Annotated in this window: 20 protein-coding genes; 4 read left to right on the top strand and 16 right to left on the bottom strand. The window is 70.5% G+C overall.

All coding sequences use genetic code 11. The features are described from left to right. From paaD to J5V96_RS10000, 10 genes are all read right to left on the bottom strand, one after another. A complete protein-coding gene (gene paaD, locus J5V96_RS10045) occupies positions 1-486 on the bottom strand; it encodes a 1,2-phenylacetyl-CoA epoxidase subunit PaaD (protein ID WP_208503336.1) in 486 nt (161 codons plus the stop codon). Further along, positions 480-1,313 (bottom strand): 1,2-phenylacetyl-CoA epoxidase subunit PaaC, encoded by an 834-nt coding sequence (gene paaC, locus J5V96_RS10040; protein WP_208503335.1) that lies wholly within the window; start codon positions 1,311-1,313, stop codon positions 480-482. The genes paaD and paaC overlap by 7 nt, the downstream gene beginning before the upstream one ends. After that, the gene (gene paaB / locus J5V96_RS10035; RefSeq protein WP_208503333.1) at positions 1,310-1,615 is read right to left on the bottom strand and encodes a 1,2-phenylacetyl-CoA epoxidase subunit PaaB; all 306 of its coding nucleotides are present in this window, start codon (positions 1,613-1,615) and stop codon (positions 1,310-1,312) included. The genes paaC and paaB overlap by 4 nt, the downstream gene beginning before the upstream one ends. Continuing rightward, complete coding sequence (gene paaA / locus J5V96_RS10030; RefSeq protein WP_208503331.1) at positions 1,615-2,589, bottom strand: 1,2-phenylacetyl-CoA epoxidase subunit PaaA; 975 nt, start codon at positions 2,587-2,589, stop codon at positions 1,615-1,617. The genes paaB and paaA overlap by 1 nt, the downstream gene beginning before the upstream one ends. 63 nt (positions 2,590-2,652) lie before the next feature. Then, complete coding sequence (gene paaK / locus J5V96_RS10025; protein WP_208503435.1) at positions 2,653-4,053, bottom strand: phenylacetate--CoA ligase PaaK; 1,401 nt, start codon at positions 4,051-4,053, stop codon at positions 2,653-2,655. Positions 4,054-4,085: 32 nt separating this feature from the next. Then, complete coding sequence (paaI, locus tag J5V96_RS10020; protein ID WP_208503329.1) at positions 4,086-4,490, bottom strand: hydroxyphenylacetyl-CoA thioesterase PaaI; 405 nt, start codon at positions 4,488-4,490, stop codon at positions 4,086-4,088. Further along, positions 4,487-6,595 (bottom strand): phenylacetic acid degradation bifunctional protein PaaZ, encoded by a 2,109-nt coding sequence (paaZ, locus tag J5V96_RS10015; RefSeq protein ID WP_208503327.1) that lies wholly within the window; start codon positions 6,593-6,595, stop codon positions 4,487-4,489. Before paaZ ends, paaI begins: the two co-directional genes overlap by 4 nt. Next, positions 6,595-7,458: a 3-hydroxyacyl-CoA dehydrogenase family protein gene (locus tag J5V96_RS10010; RefSeq protein ID WP_208503325.1), complete on the bottom strand. Its 864-nt coding sequence runs from the start codon at positions 7,456-7,458 to the stop codon at positions 6,595-6,597. Before J5V96_RS10010 ends, paaZ begins: the two co-directional genes overlap by 1 nt. Beyond that, complete coding sequence (locus tag J5V96_RS10005; protein WP_208503323.1) at positions 7,455-8,195, bottom strand: enoyl-CoA hydratase/isomerase family protein; 741 nt, start codon at positions 8,193-8,195, stop codon at positions 7,455-7,457. Before J5V96_RS10005 ends, J5V96_RS10010 begins: the two co-directional genes overlap by 4 nt. Further along, positions 8,188-9,378: a thiolase family protein gene (locus tag J5V96_RS10000; protein ID WP_208503321.1), complete on the bottom strand. Its 1,191-nt coding sequence runs from the start codon at positions 9,376-9,378 to the stop codon at positions 8,188-8,190. Before J5V96_RS10000 ends, J5V96_RS10005 begins: the two co-directional genes overlap by 8 nt. 173 nt (positions 9,379-9,551) lie before the next feature. Between J5V96_RS10000 and J5V96_RS09995 the strand changes: the two genes are divergently transcribed. Further along, positions 9,552-9,950 carry a PaaI family thioesterase gene (locus J5V96_RS09995; protein WP_208503319.1) on the top strand — a complete coding sequence of 133 codons (399 nt, stop codon included), beginning with the start codon at positions 9,552-9,554 and terminating at the stop codon, positions 9,948-9,950. 40 nt (positions 9,951-9,990) lie between these two features. Further along, positions 9,991-10,611, top strand: coding sequence for a TetR/AcrR family transcriptional regulator (locus tag J5V96_RS09990; RefSeq protein WP_307793580.1), 621 nt, complete (start codon positions 9,991-9,993; stop codon positions 10,609-10,611). A 38-nt stretch (positions 10,612-10,649) separates the two neighbouring features. Here the strand turns inward: J5V96_RS09990 and J5V96_RS09985 are convergent, their stop codons facing one another. From J5V96_RS09985 to J5V96_RS09970, 4 genes are all read right to left on the bottom strand, one after another. Further along, a complete protein-coding gene (locus J5V96_RS09985) occupies positions 10,650-11,585 on the bottom strand; it encodes an aldo/keto reductase (RefSeq protein ID WP_208503315.1) in 936 nt (311 codons plus the stop codon). A 145-nt stretch (positions 11,586-11,730) separates the two neighbouring features. Beyond that, complete coding sequence (locus tag J5V96_RS09980) at positions 11,731-12,228, bottom strand: HNH endonuclease (protein WP_208503313.1); 498 nt, start codon at positions 12,226-12,228, stop codon at positions 11,731-11,733. A 378-nt stretch (positions 12,229-12,606) separates the two neighbouring features. After that, positions 12,607-13,509 (bottom strand): M23 family metallopeptidase, encoded by a 903-nt coding sequence (locus tag J5V96_RS17040; protein ID WP_208503311.1) that lies wholly within the window; start codon positions 13,507-13,509, stop codon positions 12,607-12,609. Between the two features lie 233 nt (positions 13,510-13,742). Beyond that, positions 13,743-14,447 (bottom strand): iron-dependent transcriptional repressor DtxR, encoded by a 705-nt coding sequence (locus tag J5V96_RS09970; protein ID WP_208503309.1) that lies wholly within the window; start codon positions 14,445-14,447, stop codon positions 13,743-13,745. Between the two features lie 65 nt (positions 14,448-14,512). On the opposite strand from J5V96_RS09970, the gene serC reads away from it, so the two are divergent. Both serC and J5V96_RS09960 read left to right on the top strand, forming a co-directional pair. Next, positions 14,513-15,622, top strand: a complete 1,110-nt coding sequence (serC, locus tag J5V96_RS09965) for a phosphoserine transaminase (RefSeq protein ID WP_208503307.1) — start codon at positions 14,513-14,515, stop codon at positions 15,620-15,622. A 371-nt stretch (positions 15,623-15,993) separates the two neighbouring features. Continuing rightward, a complete protein-coding gene (locus J5V96_RS09960; RefSeq protein ID WP_208503305.1) occupies positions 15,994-17,466 on the top strand; it encodes an MFS transporter in 1,473 nt (490 codons plus the stop codon). Positions 17,467-17,526: 60 nt separating this feature from the next. On the opposite strand, the gene J5V96_RS17410 is transcribed toward J5V96_RS09960, so the two are convergent. Both J5V96_RS17410 and J5V96_RS09950 read right to left on the bottom strand, forming a co-directional pair. Beyond that, a complete protein-coding gene (locus J5V96_RS17410) occupies positions 17,527-18,450 on the bottom strand; it encodes a DUF3027 domain-containing protein (protein WP_307793579.1) in 924 nt (307 codons plus the stop codon). Next, positions 18,443-18,826: a cold-shock protein gene (locus J5V96_RS09950; protein WP_208503303.1), complete on the bottom strand. Its 384-nt coding sequence runs from the start codon at positions 18,824-18,826 to the stop codon at positions 18,443-18,445. Before J5V96_RS09950 ends, J5V96_RS17410 begins: the two co-directional genes overlap by 8 nt. Positions 18,827-18,917 lie beyond the last annotated feature (91 nt).

Here is an 18,917-nt window from a genome sequence, read left to right as displayed (position 1 = left end):
TCAGTGCACCTTGAAGTGGTCGAAGGGTTCGAGGCACGCGCGGCACTCGAACAGGGCCTTGCAGGAGGTCGAGCCGAAACGGGAGACCTCGCGGGTGTCCAGCGACCCGCACCGCGGGCACCTCACCCCGAGGGCGACGGGGATGGGTCCGCGCCGCTCGGATGACACGCGGGGCGGCGCGATGCCGTAGGCCTCGAGCTTGCGCTTGCCCTCATCCGTCATCCAGTCGGTGGTCCAGGCCGGAGAGAGCACGGTCTCCACCACGACCCGGTCGTATCCGGCCTCGGTGAACGCGAGCTCGAGATCCTGCCGGATCGTGTCCATCGCCGGGCACCCCGAGTACGTGGGCGTGATGACGATCTCCACCCGGTCTTCGAGCTCGCGCACGTCGCGCAGGATGCCCAGATCCTCGATCGTGAGCACCGGCACCTCGGGGTCGTGGACGGTCGCGGCGACCGCCCACGCGCGAGAGCGTGTGGTCACCATGTCGCACCCGGATGCTGCCGCGCGAGCACCTGCATCTCGGCGAGGAGGTACCCGAGCGTCGGGAAGTGCGCGTCGTCGCGACCGCCGCCCGCGGAGGGCTGCACCGTCGGGACCTCCAGACCCTCCTCGGAGAGGACGGCCCGGATCACCTCGTCGAACGGCTCGCGCAGCGTCGACGGTCGCACCGCGACGCCCTCCAGCCGTTCGATGAGGCCGGTGTCGCGGAACAGCTCGTCGACATAGGGCCACATGTCCCCGAGAGCGACGATCATGCGGCGGCGTGACTCTTCCGTGCCGCCGGCGAGACGCAGCGTCCACAGCACGGCGTGGTCGCGGTGGTACTCGACCTCCTTCACCGACTTCGCCGCGATCGCGGCGAGCGTGGCATCCGACGAAGCGGACAGCCGGGCGTACAGCTCGAACAGGTACGTCGCGGCGATCAGCTGCCGCGCGATCGTGTGCGCGAAGTCGCCGTTCGGCTGCTCGAACAGCCACTGGCTGCGGAACTCGTGCTCATCGCGGAAGTACGCGAGGTCGTCCTCGCTGCGCCCGTCATGGCTTCCGGCGTAGCGCAGCAGCGAGCGCGCGTGTCCGAGCAGGTCCAGGGCGATGTTGCCGAGGGCGACGTCCTCCTCGAGCTCGGGCGCCTTGGCGATCCAGCCGCCGAGCTGCTGGGCGAGGATCAGGGCGTCATCCCCCAGCCCCAGGGCGTACTCGGCGACATCCGCGGATTCGGCCCGGCCGCTGCCGACGAGCTCGGCGGAGAGCTCGAGCGCGTCGACCGTGACGTCGCCGTGCGGATCCGCCTCGGTGGTGTGCGCGCTCACAGGTGCGGCACCCCCTCGGACGCCGTGTAGTAGATGGCGTGACGGTAGTTCTTGCCGGCGGGGCTCTCGAAGAACGCGCCCTTGGCATCCGGATCGCTCGTGGTGATGGCGTCGGCCGGGACGACCCACAGGGAGACGCCCTCGTTGCGGCGGGTGTAGAGATCGCGCGCGTTGCGCAGCGCGAGCTCGGAGTCGGGAGCGTGCAGCGAGCCGACGTGCACGTGGCTGAGACCACGCTTGGCGCGGACGAAGACCTCCCAGAGGGGCCACGTCTCGGCGGGCGACGAACCGGGAGCCGACATCACGCCACCTCCCTCACGCGCGCAGCCTGCTTGCGGGCGTACTCGGCCGCGGCCTCGCGCACCCACGCGCCGTTCTCGTGCGCGTCGCGGCGGTTCTGCAGACGCACCGCGTTCATGGGACCGCGTCCCGCGAGCACCTCGTGGAACTCGGTCCAGTCGATCTCGCTGGTGTGCCAGCGCTGCTCCTCCTCGATCCAGCGCAGCTCCGGGTCGGGCAGCGTGACGCCGAGCACCTCGGCCTGCGGCACGAGCATCCCGATGAAGCGCTGACGCAGTTCGTCGTTCGAGAAGCGCTTGATCTTCCAGGCCGTCGACTGCGCCGAGTTCGGCGACGCGTCATCCGGCGGACCGAACATCATCAGACTCGGCCAGTACCAGCGGTTCACGGCGTCCTGGGCCATCTCGCGCTGCGCGGGGGTGCCCTGCATCAGCGTCAGCAGGATCTCGAACCCCTGCCGCTGATGGAACGACTCCTCCTTGCAGATGCGCACCATCGCCCGTCCGTACGGACCGTAGGAGGCGCGGCACAGGGGAACCTGGTTGCAGATGGCGGCCCCGTCGACGAGCCAGCCGATGGCGCCCATGTCGGCCCACGACGGGGTCGGGTAGTTGAAGATCGACGAGTATCGAGCGCGCCCGGCGATGAGCTGCTCGGTCATCTCGTCGCGCGTGATGCCGAGGGTCTGCGCGGCGGAATAGAGGTAGAGGCCGTGGCCGGCCTCATCCTGCACCTTGGCCATGAGGATCGCCTTGCGCTTGAGGCTCGGCGCCCGGGAGATCCAGTTGCCCTCCGGCTGCATGCCGATGATCTCCGAGTGCGCGTGCTGGGAGATCTGGCGGATCAGCGTCTTGCGATATGCCGCCGGCATCCAGTCGCGCGGCTCGATGCGCGAGTCAGATGCGATGAGGTCGTCGAACGCCGCCTGGGCCTCGGCGTCATCCGGGGGAACGATGTCCCGCAGGGGTGCAGTCATCATCGACTCCTTTTCAGAACGATTGTTCAGTAAATGTATCGCAGGGTCTGTGTCGCGGCAAGATCACCGCTTGTCGTAGACCCGGCACTGCTTGCCCTCACTGCGCGGAAGCGCACCCGGATCCTCGACCACGACCTCCGCGGTGATGCCGATGTGCACCTTCATGCGGCGCTGCAGCTCTGCGCCCGCCGCGCTGCCGCGCTCGGCGGCGACCGACGGATCCCGCTCGATGCGGACGTGGAGGCAGTCCATCCGGCCGCGTGTGCTGAGCTCCAGGACGAAGTGCGGGCTCAGCGCCTCGACGCCGAGGGCGAGCTCCTCGATCTGCGTCGGGAAGAGATTCACACCGCGCAGGATGATCATGTCGTCGTTGCGCCCGGTGATCTTCTCGATGCGGCGCATGGCGGGATAGGCCGTCCCGGGCCGCAGCCGCGTGAGGTCGCGCGTGCGGTAGCGGATGACCGGGAAGGCCTCCTTCGTGAGCGAGGTGAAGACCAGCTCGCCGAGCTGGCCATCCGCCACGCGCTCGCCCGTGTCTCCGTCGATGGTCTCGGGGAGGAAGTGGTCCTCCCAGATGTGCGGCCCGTCCTTCGTCAGCACGCTCTCGCTCGCGACACCGGGGCCCATCACCTCGCTGAGCCCGTAGATGTCGACCGCATCCAGGTTGAGGCGGCGCTCGATCTCGGCGCGCATCTCGTTGGTCCAGGGCTCGGCGCCCAGCACCGCGATCCTCAGCGATGTGGAGGCCGGATCCACCCCCGACGCCTCCATCGCATCCGCGATCGTGAGCAGGTAGCTCGGGGTGCACATGATCACGTCCGGGGCGAAGTCGGTGATCAGCTGCACCTGCTTGGCGGTCTGCCCGCCCGACATCGGGATGGTCGTCGCTCCGAGGCGCTCGATGCCCGCGTGCGCCCCCAGCCCGCCCGTGAACAGCCCGTATCCGTACGCGTTATGCACGCGCATGCCGGGCTGCACGCCCGCCGCGCGCAGCGAGCGCGCCACGAGCGTCGACCAGCGCTCCAGGTCGCCCTCCGTGTAACCGACGACGGTGGGCCGCCCCGTCGTGCCGGACGATGCGTGGATGCGACGCACCTGCTCCGGCGGCACCGCGAACATGCCGAACGGATAGGTGTCGCGCAGATCCGCCTTCGTGGTGAACGGCAGGCGCTGGACATCGTCGAGCGTGCGGATGTCGGCGGGCACCACTCCGACCTCGTGGAACTTGCGACGGTACAGCGGCACGTTCTCGTAGGCGTGGTGGACGGTCCACTTCAGCCGTTCCAGCTGGAGGGCCTCGAGCTCCTCCCGCGTGATCAGGTCAGCGCCCTGCCCGTCGACGGTGAGGGGCCCGCCGGCAGTGAGGGGCCCGTCCGCTGCGAGGGGCCCGTCCGCTGCGATGGGCCCGTCGACGGTGGTGGGCTCGTGGGCGACGATCGGGCTGGCCGAGTTCTCGGTTGTCATCTTCGACATCGGGTTCTCCTAGGTGCTGCGCGTCAGTCGGCGCGACGCGTGGTGGTGAGCGAGCGCCCGCGGACCTCGGCGACCACGTCGCCCTCCTGATCCGTGACGGTCACGTCGTACAGACCGGCGCGACCGCTGCGGATCCGCCGCACGGCGCGGGCGGTGAGCACATCTCCCGCGCGGGTGGACTTGAGGAAGCTGATGTCGGCGCCGATCGCGACCGTGACCTGGTCGTCCTCGTTGCAGGCGATCGCGAACGCCGTGTCGGCGAGGGTGAAGACGAGACCGCCGTGCGTGATGCCGAACCCGTTCGTCATGTCGTCGCGCACGGTCATCGACACCTCCGCCTCGCCGGGGGCGTCGTGCCGCACGGTCATGCCGAGGGCGGCAGAGGCACGATCGCGCTGCATCATCGCGCGGTCGGAGACCGTGCTCATCGCACGGCCTCCGTCGCTGCCGCGCCGACGGTCTCGCTCGCGGACACGTCGTCCTTGGCGACGAGTGTGAGCACGTCGTAGGTCGCCACGATCTCGTCTCGCTGATTGCGGATCACGGCATCCCAGCGCACCTCGCCGTACTCGTCGGTCTCGCGCGGCGTGATCTGCTTGGCGGTCAACCCCACGCGGATCTCATCGCCCGGCGAGACGGGCGTGACGAAGCGCAGGTTCTCGAGCCCGTAGTTGGCCAGCACCGGACCCGGAGCCGGGTCGACGAACAGCCCCGCCGCCCAGGACACCAGCAGGTAGCCGTGCGCGACGCGACCCGGGAAGAACGGATTGGCCGCCGCGGCCTCCTCGTCCATGTGCGCGTAGAAGGTGTCGCCGGTGAAGTTCGCGAAGGTCTCGATGTCCTCCAGCGTCACTTCGCGAGAGGCCGAGACGATGCTGTCGCCGATGGCGAGGTCGCGCAGCGACTTTCGGAACGGATGGCGTCCCGTCGCCTCGGTGGGCGCCCCGGCGTGCCAGACGCCGGTGAGCGCGGTGAGCACGGCCGGCGACCCCTGCACCGCGGTGCGCTGCATGTGGTGCAGCACGGCGCGGATGCCGCCCAGCTCCTCGCCGCCGCCGGCGCGGCCGGGCCCGCCGTGCACGAGGTGCGGCACCGGCGAGCCGTGGCCCGTGGAGGTGCGCGCGTTCTCGCGATCCAGGAACAGGACGCGTCCGTTGTAGGCGCCGATCCCGGCGAGCAGCTCGACGGCGACGTCGTGGTCGTTCGTCGCGACGCTGGTGACGAGGGATCCGCCGCCCCGTGCCACGAGGTCCACCGCCTGCGCCACGGAGTCGTAGCCGAGGATGCTCGCGACGGGGCCGAAGGCCTCGATCCGGTGCACCTCGGGCGTCTCGACGTCGTCGAAGCCGACGAGGATCGGCGCGAGGAAGGCGCCGGATTCGCCGGATCCGCGGGTGCCGTCCGCGTGCACGACCTCGGGCGCCTCGGTCGAGCCCAGCAGAAGCTCTCCGCCGGCGGCGCGCAGCGCGTCGACGCTGCGACGCACCTCGTCACGCTGCTCGACGGAGACGAGCGGCCCCATGGTGACGGACTCGGCGTGCGGATCGCCGATGACGACGCGCTCGTCGATCTTCGCGCGCAGCGCCTCGACCACCGCGTCGACCTGGCCCTTCGGCACGATCGCGCGGCGGATCGCCGTGCACTTCTGGCCGGCCTTGGTCGTGAGCTCGACGAGCAGCTGCTTCACGTAGGCGTCGAACTCCGGCGTGCCGGGGGTGGCATCCGGGCCGAGGATCGAGGCGTTGATCGAGTCGGTCTCGGTCGTGAAGCGCACGGCGCCGCTCTGGACGTTCTCGTGGGTGCGCAGACGCTCGGCGGTCGACGCGCTGCCGGTGAAGCCGACGATGTCGCCCAGGCGGAGGTGGTCGAGGATGCCTGACACGCTGCCGCTGACGAGCTGCAGCGAGCCCTCCGGCAGCAGGCCCGTCTCGACGAGGATGCGCACCCAGGCCTCGGCCACGTAGGCGGTGGGTGTGGCCGGCTTGACGATCGACGGCACGCCCGCGAGGAACGCCGGGGCGAACTTCTCCAGCGCTCCCCACATGGGGAAGTTGAACGCGTTGATCTGCAGCGCCACACCGGGAAGGCGCGTGAAGACGTGCTCGCCGAGGAAGGATCCGTCCTTCGACAGCGACTCCGCAGGGCCGTCGACGATGACACGCGCGTTGGGGAGCTCACGGCGTCCCTTCGACGAGTACGTGAACAGCACGCCGATGCCGCCGTCGATGTCGCTGAGCGAGTCGCGCACGGTCGCGCCGGTGTGCTTGGAGACCTCGTAGAGCTCGTCCTTGCGTGCCGTCAGCGCCAGGGCGAACTGCTTCAGCAGGAGCGCACGCTGGTGGAAGGTCAGGGCGCCGAGCGCCGCCTGCCCGCGAGTGCGGGCGTACTCGAGGGCGCCCACGAGGTCGGCGCCGCGGGCGCTCACCCGGCTGACGAGCTCGCCGGTCGAGGCGTCGTGCACCTCGACGGCGCCCTCGTCGGAGTCGGGAGCCCACCAGGCGCCCTGCAGATAGCTCGGAAGCACGTGCGTCATCACTCACTCCATTCGTAGAATCCGCGGCCGCTCTTGCGGCCGAGATGTCCTGCGGCGACGAGGTCGCGAAGCAGCTGGGGCGGGGTGAACCGATCGCCCAGCTGAGCGGCGAGCTCCTCGGCGATGCCGAGTCGCACGTCGAGGCCGACGATGTCGGTCGTGCGCAGCGGGCCCGAGGGATGGCGGTAGCCCAGCTCCATCGCGGCGTCGATATCGGCCGCGGATGCGACGCCCTGCTCGACCATGCGGATGGCCTCGAGCGCGAGCGCGACACCGAGGCGGCTCGAGGCGAAGCCGGGGGCGTCGGCCACGACGACGGCGCGCTTGCCGAGCGCCTCGACCCACTCGGCCGCGCTCGCGCGCAGCTCGGGTGCGGTCGCGCTGCCGATGACCACCTCGACGAGCGAGGACGCGGGCACCGGGTTGAAGAAGTGCAGTCCGAGGAAGCGCGCCGGGCGATCGAGCTCGCGCGCCAGATCGTCGATCGAGATCGACGAGGTGTTCGAGGCGAGCACGCCCTCCGCGGCGAGCGCCGCCTCGGCCCGGCGCAGGGCGTCGACCTTGAGCGCACGGTCTTCCGGCACGGCCTCGATGACGAGCGCCGCGTCGGCGAACGCCGCGACCTCGGTCGCGAACGTCACCCCGGCCTCGAGGTCGGGCAGCGGACGATCCGTGGCGCCCCGCTCGATCGATCGGCGCAGGCTCTCGTGCACGCGCTGCCGCGCGGCCTCGGCCGCCTCCGCGTCCCGCTCGACCACGGTCACGTGCGAGCCCGCGAGCACAAAGCCGTGCGCGATCCCGGCGCCCATCCGGCCGCCGCCGAGCACACCCACGCGGGCGGGCGTCTGAGGGGGCTGCGTCATCTCCTGCCCTTCCTTTCGAGGAACTCCGTCATGCGCCGCATCTTCTCGGGGCTCTCGAAGAGCTCCGCCTGCAGCTCCAGCTCGATCGCCGGGTGGGCGTCGGTCGGTGCGCGCAGGGCGGTCTTGGTGTGCCGAGTCGCCAGTGCGTCCTGCGCCACGATGCGATCGGCGATGGCATGGGCCGCATCCAGCAGCTCATCGGAGGGATGGATCGCGCTGAGCAGTCCCCAGGACAGGGCTTCCTCGGCACCGAGGATGCGCCCCGTGAGCAGAAGCTCGGAGGCCCGCGCGTGCCCGACGATCTCGGGGAGCCGCCACGTGGCGCCGGCCGCCGCGATGATCCCCAGTCCCGTCTCCGGGTTGCCGATCTTGACCGTCGGCGTGCCGATCCGGATATCGGCGGCGTAGGCCAGCTCGGCACCTCCGCCGAGCGCGTAGCCGTCGACCGCGGCGATCACGGGCAGGGGAAGCGCCCGTACCCGCTGGAACGCGGCCGTGTTGATCCCCCGGCGCGCATCCTCGGCGCGACGCGCGCGCAGCTGCACGATGTCGGCGCCGGAGGCGAACACTCCCCCGCTGCCGGCCAGGATCAGCACCCGCGGATCGGCTTCCAGGGCGGCGCACAGGGCGTGCAGCTCGTCGATCATCTGCCGGTCGATGGCGTTGCGCGCCTCGGGCCGGTCGAGGGTCGCCACCACGCGGTCAGGACGCCAGTCGATGCGCACCGACTCAGACATCGAGCCGCTCCACGATCAGCGCGGTGCCCTGGCCGACGCCCACGCACATGGTCGCGAGGCCGTACCGTCCGCCGGTGCGCTCGAGGCGCCCGAGCAGCGTCACGATCAGGCGGGATCCGCTGGAGCCGAGCGGATGGCCGAGGGCGATCGCGCCGCCGTCCGCGTTCACGATCTCGGGGTCGAGGCCCAGGCGCCGGATCGATGCGAGCGACTGGGTCGCGAACGCCTCGTTGAGCTCGACCGCGTCGAGGTCGGCGACCGTCAGCCCCGCCTTGGCCAGCGCCTTCTCGGTGGCGGGCACGGGGCCGAGACCCATGATCTCCGGGGCGAGCGCCGCGGAGGCGTGGGACACGATCCGGGCCCGCGGGGTCAGACCGTGGCGCTCGAGAGCATCCGCGCCGGCGACGATGATCGCGGAGGCGCCGTCGTTGAGGGAGCTGGAGTTGCCGGCCGTGACGACGCTGCCGCCGGGCACCACCGGGCGGAGCGTCGCGAGCACATCGAGCGAGGTGTCGCGACGCGGGCCCTCGTCGGTCTCGACGAGGCCGGTGCGGGTCGGCACGGCGACGATCTCGGGGGCGAACCGGCCGGCGTCGATCGCCTCCACCGCGAGACGGTGGCTGCGCACGGCGAACGCATCCGCGTCCTCGCGCGTGATCCCGTCGAGGCGCGCGACCTCCTCTGCGGTCTCGGGCATGGAGAAGGTGGCCTTGTCGCGCTCCGTCAGACGGGGGTTGGTGAAGCGCCAGCCGATCGACGTGTCGAACGCCGCACCCGGCTTCGCCCACGCCCGCTCGGGCTTCGCCTGCACCCACGGGGCGCGCGTCATCGACTCGACGCCGCCCGCGACGATGAGATCGGCGTCGCCGGCCCGGATCGCCTGCGAGGCCATCGCGATCGCCGACATGCCGGAGGCGCACAGGCGGTTGACGGTGACCCCCGGGAGGGAGTCGGGCAGCCCCGCGAGCAGCACCGCCAGGCGCGCCACGTTGCGGTTGTCCTCCCCCGCCTGGTTCGCGGCGCCGAAGTACACCTCGTCGAGGGCGTCGGCAGGCACTCCGGCACGCGAGACCGCCTCGGCGAGCACCAGGGCCGCGAGGTCGTCGGGCCGCACCGCGGCGAGCGCGCCCCCGTATCGGCCGACGGGGGTGCGCACCCCTCCTACGAGATATGCCTCGGACATCGTCATCCTCCGCCGCGCATCGTCGCGCGGCACTCTCGACAGGTCTTCTTTTCAGACCGCTCGTTCAGTAATGTGAGATCGATAGTGTCAGAGCCTGCGGCGGTCGGCAAGTCGCGCCCATCCGGACTCCGACGACACCCGCGCATCCGCTGAAGGAAACGAGACGAGCCCCGATGAGCCCCGAACTGTGGACGATCACCCCCGGCGAGCTGGACGTGAAGCTGGGAATGGAGATCGTCGAGCAGTCACTCGAGAAGGTCGTGGTGACGATGCCCGTCGCCACCAACACGCAGTCGCTCGGACGACTTCACGGCGGGGCGACCGCCGCCCTCGCCGAGGCCACCGGCTCGTGGGGCGCGATGATCCACGCCAGCTCGCTCGGGAAGGTCTGCGTGGGCGTCGACCTCAACATCACCCACCATCGGGGCGCACGCGGCCCGGTCGTCACCGCCACGGCCACTCCCCTGCACCGGGGGCGCCGGATGGCCACCTACGAGGTGCGGATCGTCGATGCGGACGGATCCGCCATCTCCACCGCCCGCATCACCAACCTCCTCGTCGACACGGAGTGACCCGCGCCGTGCACGCGATGCCGCGTGTCAGACTGGCCGGGTGATCGAGCAGGCACCGGAGCCCACCCGCGCCCGTCGGGGACGACCGGGCTACGACCGCGAGGGCATCCTCCGCATCGCGGTGGAGCTGTTCAACGAGCAGGGCTACGACGCGACCTCGGTCGCCGACCTGTCGCAGCGGCTGGGGCTGACGAAGTCGGCGCTCTACCACCACTTCGCCTCCAAGGAGGCGCTGCTCGAGATCGCGCTGGACCAGGCGCTGAGCGCGCTCGAGGCGGTGCTGCACACGCCGGACGGGGCCCCGGATCAGCGCGCCATCACGCGCCTGCGCGACGTGATCCGTCGCGCCACGGATGTGCTGATCCAGCACCTCCCCTCGGTCACCCTGCTGCTGCGCGTGCGCGGCAACAGCCCCATCGAGAAGGAGGCGCTCGCTCGGCGCCGCCGCTTCGATCAGCAGGTGACGGCCCTCGTGAGCGAGGCGCAGCGAGACGGCGACCTGCGCGACGACGTGGACGCATCGATCGTCGCGCGCCTGATCTTCGGCATGATCAACTCGGTCATCGAGTGGTACCGCCCGGACGGCACCATCGACGGCGACCGCCTGGGCCACGACATCCTGACCGTCGCCCTGGACGGCCTGCGGGCCCAGGAACGCTAGCGTCCCCGGGCCCGCAGACCGTGCCGTGAGCGTGCGCGTCAGGGCACGACGTGGCCGGCCGCGCGGAACAGCTCGTACCACTCGGCGCGCGTCAGCGGCAGGTCGGAGCCGAGCGCCGCGGCCTCCACGCGCGCCGGTGTGGTGGTGCCGAGCACGACCTGCATGTTCGCGGGGTGACGCGTGATCCAGGCCACGGCGATGGCCTCGGGCTGCACGTCGTACTGAGCGGCGAGCCGGTCGACCACGGCGTTCAGCTCGGGGTAGCGGTCGGATCCGAGGAACGGGCCGTCGAAGAACTGCGCCTGGAACGGCGACCAGGCCTGGACGGTGATGTCGTTCAGGCGGCAGTAGTCGAGGATGCCGTAGTCGCGGCCGATCGACTGGTCGAGACCCTGCATGTTGGCCGCGACGCCCTGCGCGACGATCGGCGCGTGGGTGACCGAGAGCTGCAGCTGGTTGGCGACGATCGGCTGGTTCACGTGCTTCTTCAGCAGCTCGATCTGGCCCGGCGTCTGGTTGGACACACCGAACGCACGGACCTTGCCGGAGGCGTGCAGCTCGTCGAACGCGCGAGCGACCTCCTCGGGCTCCACGAGCGCATCCGGGCGGTGCAGCAGGAACACATCCAGGTAGTCGGTGCCGAGCGCCTCGAGGGATCCCTCGGCCGAGCGGATGAGGTGCTCGTACGAGAAGTCGAAGTACGGTCCGTCCTTGACGATGCCGGCCTTGGTCTGGATGACCCACTGCTCGCGCTCCGACGACGAGAGCTTCAGGGCCTCGGCGAAGCGGCGCTCGCAGCCGTGCTGAGCGCCCGCGCCGTAGATGTCGGCGTGGTCGAGGAAGGTGATGCCCGCGTCGCGCGCGGTGCTCACGAGCGTGCGCACCTCCTCGTCGGTCTTGTCCTGGATGCGCATCAGCCCGAGGACGATGTTGGACGCGGTGATGTCGGTACCGGGCAGGGTGAAGGTCTTCATTGCTCTTCTCTTCGATCGACGGATGGTGCGACATGCGTCGCACGGACGTCCGCCGAGCTTCTCGAGCCCGTCGCGGCACGCACGATCTCAGCCTAGGAGCGCCGGCGACACCCGGCGCCGAATCACCCCGCGCAGCGCCGGCGGATCAGGCCGCGAGCGCCAGATACGGCTCCCACCGGGGGTCTGCTCGCTCGACGCCCCGCACGGTCCAGGCCGTGCCGTGCGGCGGGCGCGGGGTCATCCGCAGCTCCCAGTCCATCTCCTGCGGCGTGCGATCGCCCTTGACGTTGTTGCAGCGCAGGCAGCACGCGGCGAGGTTCTCCCACGAGTCGGCGCCGCCGCGTGAGCGGGGCAGGATGTGGTCGATCGTCGATGCCGCCTTGCCGCAGTACGCGCACCGGTAGCCGTCCCGCCGCAGCACGCCCCGCCGCGTCACCGGCATCCTTCGCGTCGCCGGCACGCGCACGTAGCGGGTGAGCACGATCACCGCGGGACGGTCGTAGGCGGCCGTGGTGCCCCAGACGGGCAGCTCCTCGTTGTGCTCGATCACGGTCGCCTTCTCGCTCATCACGAGCACCAGGGCCCGCTTGAACGAGATCACGGCGAGCGGCTCGTATCCCGCATTCAGTACCAGCGTGCGCATGCATGTCCTCCAGGTCGGTCCCGGACGGCTTCCGGGAGTCTCGAACTGTCGTCGGGACGGGATCAGCAGGTGCGTGGAGACGAGAGAAGGCGCCGTCTATGCAGACGACGCCTCCGGGCCCGTGGACGAACCACGGCTCGTGTGCGCACGATGGAAGAGGGAGTGATGCCGAAGCACGTGACGCCCGAGCGCATCCATGGTTCGGATGCGAGGTATCCGCTTCATCGGCCTTCTCCTTCCCTGCCTCACCCGGTGGCGACGGGATCAGGCTAGCGCGCCGACACGCCCGAGGGGCGGAACGCGCGGTGAATTCCCCGCATGCAGAAGAGCCCCCGCCATTCGGCAGGGGCTCTTCCGGAAGGATCCGTGCGGATCGGATCAGAGCGGGAGCACGTACAGCGGGTTCGCGAGGCCCCCGTTGATCCGGATCTCGATGTGGAGGTGCGGTGCCGACGAGGCGCCGGTCGAACCCACGTAGCCGATGACCTGTCCGCGGGTGACGGTCTGACCCGCGCCGACCGCAGCCGACGACATGTGGGCGTTGCGCACCTCGACGGACTGACCGTCGACGACCGAGTTGTAGCGCACCATCAGGCCGTAGCCGCCGGACCAGCCGGACGTGGCGACGACACCGTCGGCGATGGCGTAGATCGGGGTGCCGCTGGCGATGAGGAGGTCGAGGCCGTCGTGCGTGGCCTGGCTGTGACCGGCGCCGAGGCTGTCGCCGATGCGGTAGCCGCCCGGCAGGGGCGCGCCGAAGCCGCCCGCGGAGATCGGGATCGTCGAGGGGTCGACCGAGGCGACGGATGCGCCGGTGCTGCGCTTCGCGGCGGAGGCGGCGGCGGCAGCAGCGGCCGCGGCGGCCTTCTTCGCGCGCTCGGCGGCTTCCTTCTCGGCCTTCGCCTTCTCGAGCTCCTCCTTGGAGGTCGCACCGTAGGTCGCACCGGCGAGGGTCTGGCCCTCGACCTCGGAGGCGACGACCATCGACTGCGCCGACTCGGAGGCGACGTCGTGGACGCTGAGCGTCTCGGTGTCGGCCTGGATGGCGGCGTAGGCGGGGAAGGCGACGCCCGCGATCAGCGCGGCGACGGCCGCGACCGTGCCGATGGCGCGGACGGGACGGAACTTGGGGGCGACGGCCCGGCGGGCCTCGCGCTCTGCACGACGGATCGCGGAGCGGACCTGCGAAGTGCGAATGGGGCCCGTGGTCGTCGGGGTCTTGACGAGGCCGGTCGAGGTCTCCGCGTCGGATGCCGCGGGGGACGAAAGGTTTTCAGACAAGGGGATCCTCCATCGCCACGCGGTTCGGGTCCGCCGGCTCGTCAGCACTGGTTTGTCGGGGCACACAGTGTGCGATCCGTGGAAACGACGAGCCGTTGAGGCGATTTCCCACGGAGCGGCCTGGGGAGGGGTCGCCCCGGGCTTCACATGAGACTACGGGAAGGTAACGGAAATGTCACGCCCGGACTTGCCTATGGGGCTGGGTATCCCCGGGGAGCATCCTGAGCAGGCGCTCAGGCAACCCGGTCGTCGACGAGGAAGATGTGCGAAGCGAGGTCCACGGGAAGCTCGAGACCCTCCTCGTGGCCGTCCATCGTGACCAGCACATATCCCTCGCTGTAGCGGTAGTCGCCCTGCGCACCGGGCACCACACCCGCGTCACGGAGCTGCTGGAGCAGATCCGGATCGACCTGCGCCGGCTCCGCGAGGCGGCGCACGGTGCCGCGGACCGGACCGTTCTCGGCGTCGAGGCGCTTCACGAGGCAGATGACGCCCGCGTCGAAATCAGTGATCGAGGCGCCGCCGACCTGGTCGAGGCCCGGGATCGGATTGCCGTACGGAGACTCGGTGGGGTGCCCCAGCAGCTCGACGAGACGCCGCTCGACCTGCTCGCTCATCACGTGCTCCCAGCGGCAGGCCTCCTCATGGACGTACGCCCAGTCGAGACCGATCACGTCGGAGAGCAGGCGCTCGGCGAGACGGTGCTTGCGCATCACATCGATCGCCTTGTTGCGCCCGTCGTCGGTCAGCATGAGCCGACGATCGAAGCCGACGACCACGAGGCCGTCGCGCTCCATGCGCCCGACCGTCTGCGAGACCGTCGGGCCGGAGTGGCCGAGCCGCTCCGAGATGCGCGCACGCAGCGGCACGATGTTCTCCTCCTCGAGCTCGAGGATCGTGCGCAGGTACATCTCGGTGGTGTCGATCAGGTCGGTCACGAAGGCCATCCTAACGAGCCGTATCCCCACGGGTCCGGCTGCTGCTGGGCAATATGCTGAGAGGCATGACGCTCACGATCCCCGCCGACCTTCTTCCCGCCGACGGCCGCTTCGGCTGCGGCCCCTCCAAGGTCCGTGCGGAGCAGATCGAGGCCCTCGCCGCCGTGGGGTCGTCGCTGCTCGGCACCTCGCACCGTCAGGCTCCGGTCAAGAACCTCGTCCAGAGCGTGCGCGAGGGCCTGTCCGACCTGTTCCGCCTGCCCGAGGGATACGAGATCGTGCTCGGCAACGGCGGCTCGACGGCGTTCTGGGACGCCGCGGCGTTCGGCCTGATCGAGAAGCGCTCGCAGAACCTCACCTTCGGCGAGTTCGGCAGCAAGTTCGCCTCCGCCGCGAAGGCGCCCTGGCTCGAGGCGCCCGACGTGCGCAGCGCCGCGGCGGGCACCCGCGTGGCCGCCGAGGCGGTCGAGGGCGTCGACGTCTACGCGTGGCCGCACAACGAGACCTCGACCGGCGTCTCCGCGCCCGTCGCCCGCGTGCACGGCGACGAGGGTGCGCTCACCGTCATCGACGCGACGAGCGCCGCCGGCGGCATCGACGTCGACATCGCCGAGACGGACGTCTACTACTTCGCGCCGCAGAAGAACCTCGGCTCCGACGGCGGCCTGTGGTTCGCCGCGATGTCGCCCGCCGCGATCGAGCGCATCGAGCGCATCGCCGCCTCCGACCGCTACATCCCCGACTTCCTGAGCCTGAAGCAGGCCGTCGACAACTCGCGCCTGCAGCAGACGCTGAACACGCCGGCCCTCACCACGCTGCACCTGCTCGACAGCCAGCTGAAGTGGATCAACGGCAACGGCGGCCTCACCTGGGCCGCGGCCCGCACCGCCGAGTCGTCCGGCGCGCTTTACGCGTGGGCCGAGGCGTCTTCGGTCGCCACGCCCTTCGTCGCCGACCCCGAGCACCGCTCCCCCGTCGTCGCCACGATCGACTTCGACGAGTCGATCGACGCGGCCGCGATCGCCAAGACCCTGCGCGCCAACGGCATCGTCGACACCGAGCCGTACCGCAAGCTCGGCCGCAACCAGCTGCGCGTCGCCACCTTCGTCTCGATCGAGCCCGATGACATCCGCCAGCTCATCCGCGCGATCGACTACGTGCTCGAGAACAGCTGATCCCGGCTCCTCGTGAAGCGCCTCCGGCTCCGGCCGGGGGCGCTTCGTCGTTCCGATCGACGGTCGCCGCAGATTCGGAAGGGACATCCAGGACCGCTCGCTACCGCGCCCGCGCGTGCCGCGGATCCGCGAGGGTGTCAAATCGGCGCTCGCCCCGGATCTCTGTGAGCGAATCGGCGTATGGTCAGGGCTTTGACGGCTCCCGCCGCCCCAGGGAGCGCGTCGTACGCAACGCACTGACACATACGAGACGAGTGATGACTGTGACCCGGAGCAGCCGAAACCCCCTTGATCAGCAGCCGCCATCGGCGGCGCTCACGAGCCCTGCGAAGGGGCGCGGGAGGCCTCGCCCGCAACGGCGCAGGCTGCGCGTGGACGACGTGCTGGTCGTCAAGCGCTCGCGGATCCGCACCGCGATCTCGGGCACGGTCGTCGGCAACTTCATGGAGTGGTTCGACTTCGGCATCTACGGCTACCTCGCCGTGACGATGACCTCGGTGTTCACGGAGGGCCTCCCGCGGGAGGCCGGCCTGCTGGTGACGCTCTTCGGCTTCGCGGTGTCGTTCCTCATGCGACCGCTCGGCGGGTTCGTGCTCGGCCCCATCGGCGACCGGATCGGACGCCAGAAGGTGCTCTTCTTCACGATGGCGATGATGGCGACGGCCACCACGCTGATCGGAGTGCTGCCCACGGCCGCGCAGATCGGCCTGTGGGCGCTGGTGCCGCTGTACCTCCTGAAGATGGTGCAGGGCTTCTCGACGGGCGGCGAGTACGCCGGAGCGACGACCTACGTCGCCGAGTTCTCGTCCGACCGCCGCCGCGGGTACTGGTCGTCGTGGCTCGATGTCGGCTCGTACGTCGGCTTCGCCGCCGGCGCCTCCACCGTCGCGATCACGACGCTGATCACCGAGGCGATCTCGGGCGCGGGCGCCATGATCGCGTACGGCTGGCGCATCCCCTTCCTCATCGCGCTGCCGCTCGGCATCGTCGCCATCTGGTTCCGCCTGCGCATCCCCGAGACCCCCGCCTACGAGGTCGCCGAGACCAGCGGCGAGACCACAGCCGGCGACGCCGATCCGCTCGCCCGCCACGGCGTCATCGGGATCATCCGCCACTACTGGCGCCAGCTGCTGATCGCCATGGCGATCGTGGCCGCGATCAACTCGTCCGGCTACGCGCTGACCAGCTATATGCCGACCTACCTCGAGACCGAGGTCGGGGTGTCGAACCTCACAGCGGCAATGGCGACCGTGCCCGTGCTCATCGTCCTGGCGGCGAGCCTTCCGCTGATCGGCCGGCTCTCCGACCGGATCGGCCGCAAGCCCGTGTTCCTGATCGCCTCCGCCTCGACGCTGGTGCTGATGGTGCCCGCCTTCGCGATCATGCAGCTCGGCGAGCTGTGGGCGATCCTGCTCGCTCTGCTGCTGACGACCGTCCCGGTCGCGCTGTGGCTCGCGCCCTCGGCCGCGGCGCTGCCCGCCATGTTCCCGACCGCCTCCCGCTTCGGCGCGATGGCGATCGCCTACAACCTCGCGGTCTCGATGTTCGGCGGCACCACGCCGCTGTTCAGCGAGTGGCTGATCCAGCAGACGGGCAACACGTTTATGCCGGCGTTCTACATCATGTTCTTCGGCGCCGTGGCCGGCCTGGCGGTGCTCGCCATGCGCGAGACCGCGCAGCGGCCGCTGATCGGATCGGTGCCCGCCGTCGAGAGCCCGGCCGAGGCCGCCGAACTCGTCCAGGGCCAGGACGAGAACCCGCTCATCGACACGCGCACCATGCCGCTCGACGTGCTCCACACCGAGCCGGCCGTGCTGCGGGATCGCGAACCGGCCGGAGTCTGACCCCAGACACGGCAACGGCGCCCCGGATCTTCCGGGGCGCCGTGCTCGTGTGCGTGCGGATCAGTCGTCGTCTTCGTCGTCCGAGTCGTCTTCGTCGTCGTCGTCGTCCGAGTCGTCGTCCTCGTCGTCCGAGTCGTCGTCCTCGTCGTCCTCGTCGTCGTCCGAGTCGTCGTCCACGTCGGAGTCGTCGTCCTCGTCGGAGTCGTCGTCATCATCGTCCGAGTCCTCGTCGTCCGAGTCGTCATCCTGCTCGTCCGGGTCGTCATCCTGCTCGTCCGGGTCGTGGGCGTCGATGTCGACGCCGTCGACATCACCGGCATGCAGGATCGACTCGCGCTCGTCGGCGAGGTCGTCGTCGAAGCGGTCGTCGTCCTCGTCCTCGTCGGACTCAGCGGCCTCGCCGGCCTCGGCCTTCGCCGCAGCGGCTTCGGCCGCCGCGGCAGCCTGGGCGACCTGATAGTCCTTCAGGCGCACGGCCCACGGCACCCAATCGGGGGCGAGCAGCGCACCGTCGCCGGGCAGCAGCTCGGCCTCGAGCACGGTGGGGTCGGATCCCTCGACCACGGCGAGCGAAACCGTCCAGAACCATCCGGGATAGCCCAGCAGGGTGTTCTCGAAGCGCAGCGAGACCACGCCGTCCCGCTCGACCGAGTAGCCGGCGGCGGGGCCCACGCTCGAGGCGGGCGTGATCTCGTGCAGCGCGGCGAGCGCCAGGTCGTGCGCGTCGAGCAGACGCTGGTCGGGCTCGGGGAGCGGCTCGGGCTCGAGCGTCTCGGCCGTCTCGGGCGCCGGCTGCTCGGGCGTCTCGGCCGTCTCGGGCTCCGGCTGCTCGGGCTCCGGCCGCTCAGCTTCCGGCGTCTCGACGGCCTCGACCTCGGGCTCCGGCGTCTCGTCGACGCGCTCCCCCGTCTGATCCTGTTCGTCCGTCATGCCGGCCTCCTCGGTCACTCCCGCCTGATCGGCGGGATCCTGCACGTCAGACATCGATCTCATCCGCGATCTTGCGCAGCACCGCCGCGACCTTCCGGGCATGCGCGTTCGAGGGGTAGTGGCCGCGACGCAGGTCGGCGCCGACGCCGTCGAGCAGCTTCACCAGGTCTTCGACGATGACCGCCATGTCGTCGGCGGGCTTGCGCTTGGCCTTGACAAGGCTCGGCGGCGCCTCGAGGAGCCGCACGGACAGCGCCTGCAGGCCCTTGCGTCCGTCGGCCACGCCGTACTCGACGCGCGCGCCCTGCTTCGGGGCGGGCGCGCCGGCGGGCAGCGCGGTGGCGTGCAGGAAGACGTCCTGTCCGTCATCGCCGCTGATGAAGCCGAAGCCCTTGTCCTCGTCGTAGAACCTGACCTTGCCGGTGGGCATTGCACAAACCTCGTGATGATGGGGAGAAAAACGCAAGCGGGACCAGAACGATCCCGCCGCTCAAGCCTAGCCCCCGCGCGCGTGCGACTAC

The organism is Microbacterium stercoris, from assembly GCF_017592545.1.
Classification (GTDB): domain Bacteria; phylum Actinomycetota; class Actinomycetes; order Actinomycetales; family Microbacteriaceae; genus Microbacterium; species Microbacterium stercoris.
This window is presented reverse-complemented; position numbering and strand designations above follow the sequence as displayed.

Excerpts from the sequence above, each read along its gene's own strand:
- paaA (WP_208503331.1), bottom strand. The coding sequence starts at position 2,589 with ATGACTGCACCCCTGCGGGACATCGTTCCCCCGGATGACGCCGAGGCC.
- J5V96_RS09950 (WP_208503303.1), bottom strand. The coding sequence starts at position 18,826 with ATGCCCACCGGCAAGGTCAGGTTCTACGACGAGGACAAGGGCTTCGGC.
- J5V96_RS09980 (WP_208503313.1), bottom strand. The coding sequence starts at position 12,228 with ATGCGCACGCTGGTACTGAATGCGGGATACGAGCCGCTCGCCGTGATC.
- serC (WP_208503307.1), top strand. The coding sequence starts at position 14,513 with ATGACGCTCACGATCCCCGCCGACCTTCTTCCCGCCGACGGCCGCTTC.
- J5V96_RS17410 (WP_307793579.1), bottom strand. The coding sequence starts at position 18,450 with ATGTCTGACGTGCAGGATCCCGCCGATCAGGCGGGAGTGACCGAGGAG.
- J5V96_RS09995 (WP_208503319.1), top strand. The coding sequence starts at position 9,552 with ATGAGCCCCGAACTGTGGACGATCACCCCCGGCGAGCTGGACGTGAAG.
- paaZ (WP_208503327.1), bottom strand. The coding sequence starts at position 6,595 with ATGACGCACGTGCTTCCGAGCTATCTGCAGGGCGCCTGGTGGGCTCCC.
- J5V96_RS10005 (WP_208503323.1), bottom strand. The coding sequence starts at position 8,195 with ATGTCTGAGTCGGTGCGCATCGACTGGCGTCCTGACCGCGTGGTGGCG.
- J5V96_RS10000 (WP_208503321.1), bottom strand. The coding sequence starts at position 9,378 with ATGTCCGAGGCATATCTCGTAGGAGGGGTGCGCACCCCCGTCGGCCGA.
- paaI (WP_208503329.1), bottom strand. The coding sequence starts at position 4,490 with ATGAGCACGGTCTCCGACCGCGCGATGATGCAGCGCGATCGTGCCTCT.
- J5V96_RS10010 (WP_208503325.1), bottom strand. The coding sequence starts at position 7,458 with ATGACGCAGCCCCCTCAGACGCCCGCCCGCGTGGGTGTGCTCGGCGGC.
- paaB (WP_208503333.1), bottom strand. The coding sequence starts at position 1,615 with ATGTCGGCTCCCGGTTCGTCGCCCGCCGAGACGTGGCCCCTCTGGGAG.
- paaD (WP_208503336.1), bottom strand. The coding sequence starts at position 486 with ATGGTGACCACACGCTCTCGCGCGTGGGCGGTCGCCGCGACCGTCCAC.
- J5V96_RS09985 (WP_208503315.1), bottom strand. The coding sequence starts at position 11,585 with ATGAAGACCTTCACCCTGCCCGGTACCGACATCACCGCGTCCAACATC.
- paaK (WP_208503435.1), bottom strand. The coding sequence starts at position 4,053 with ATGACAACCGAGAACTCGGCCAGCCCGATCGTCGCCCACGAGCCCACC.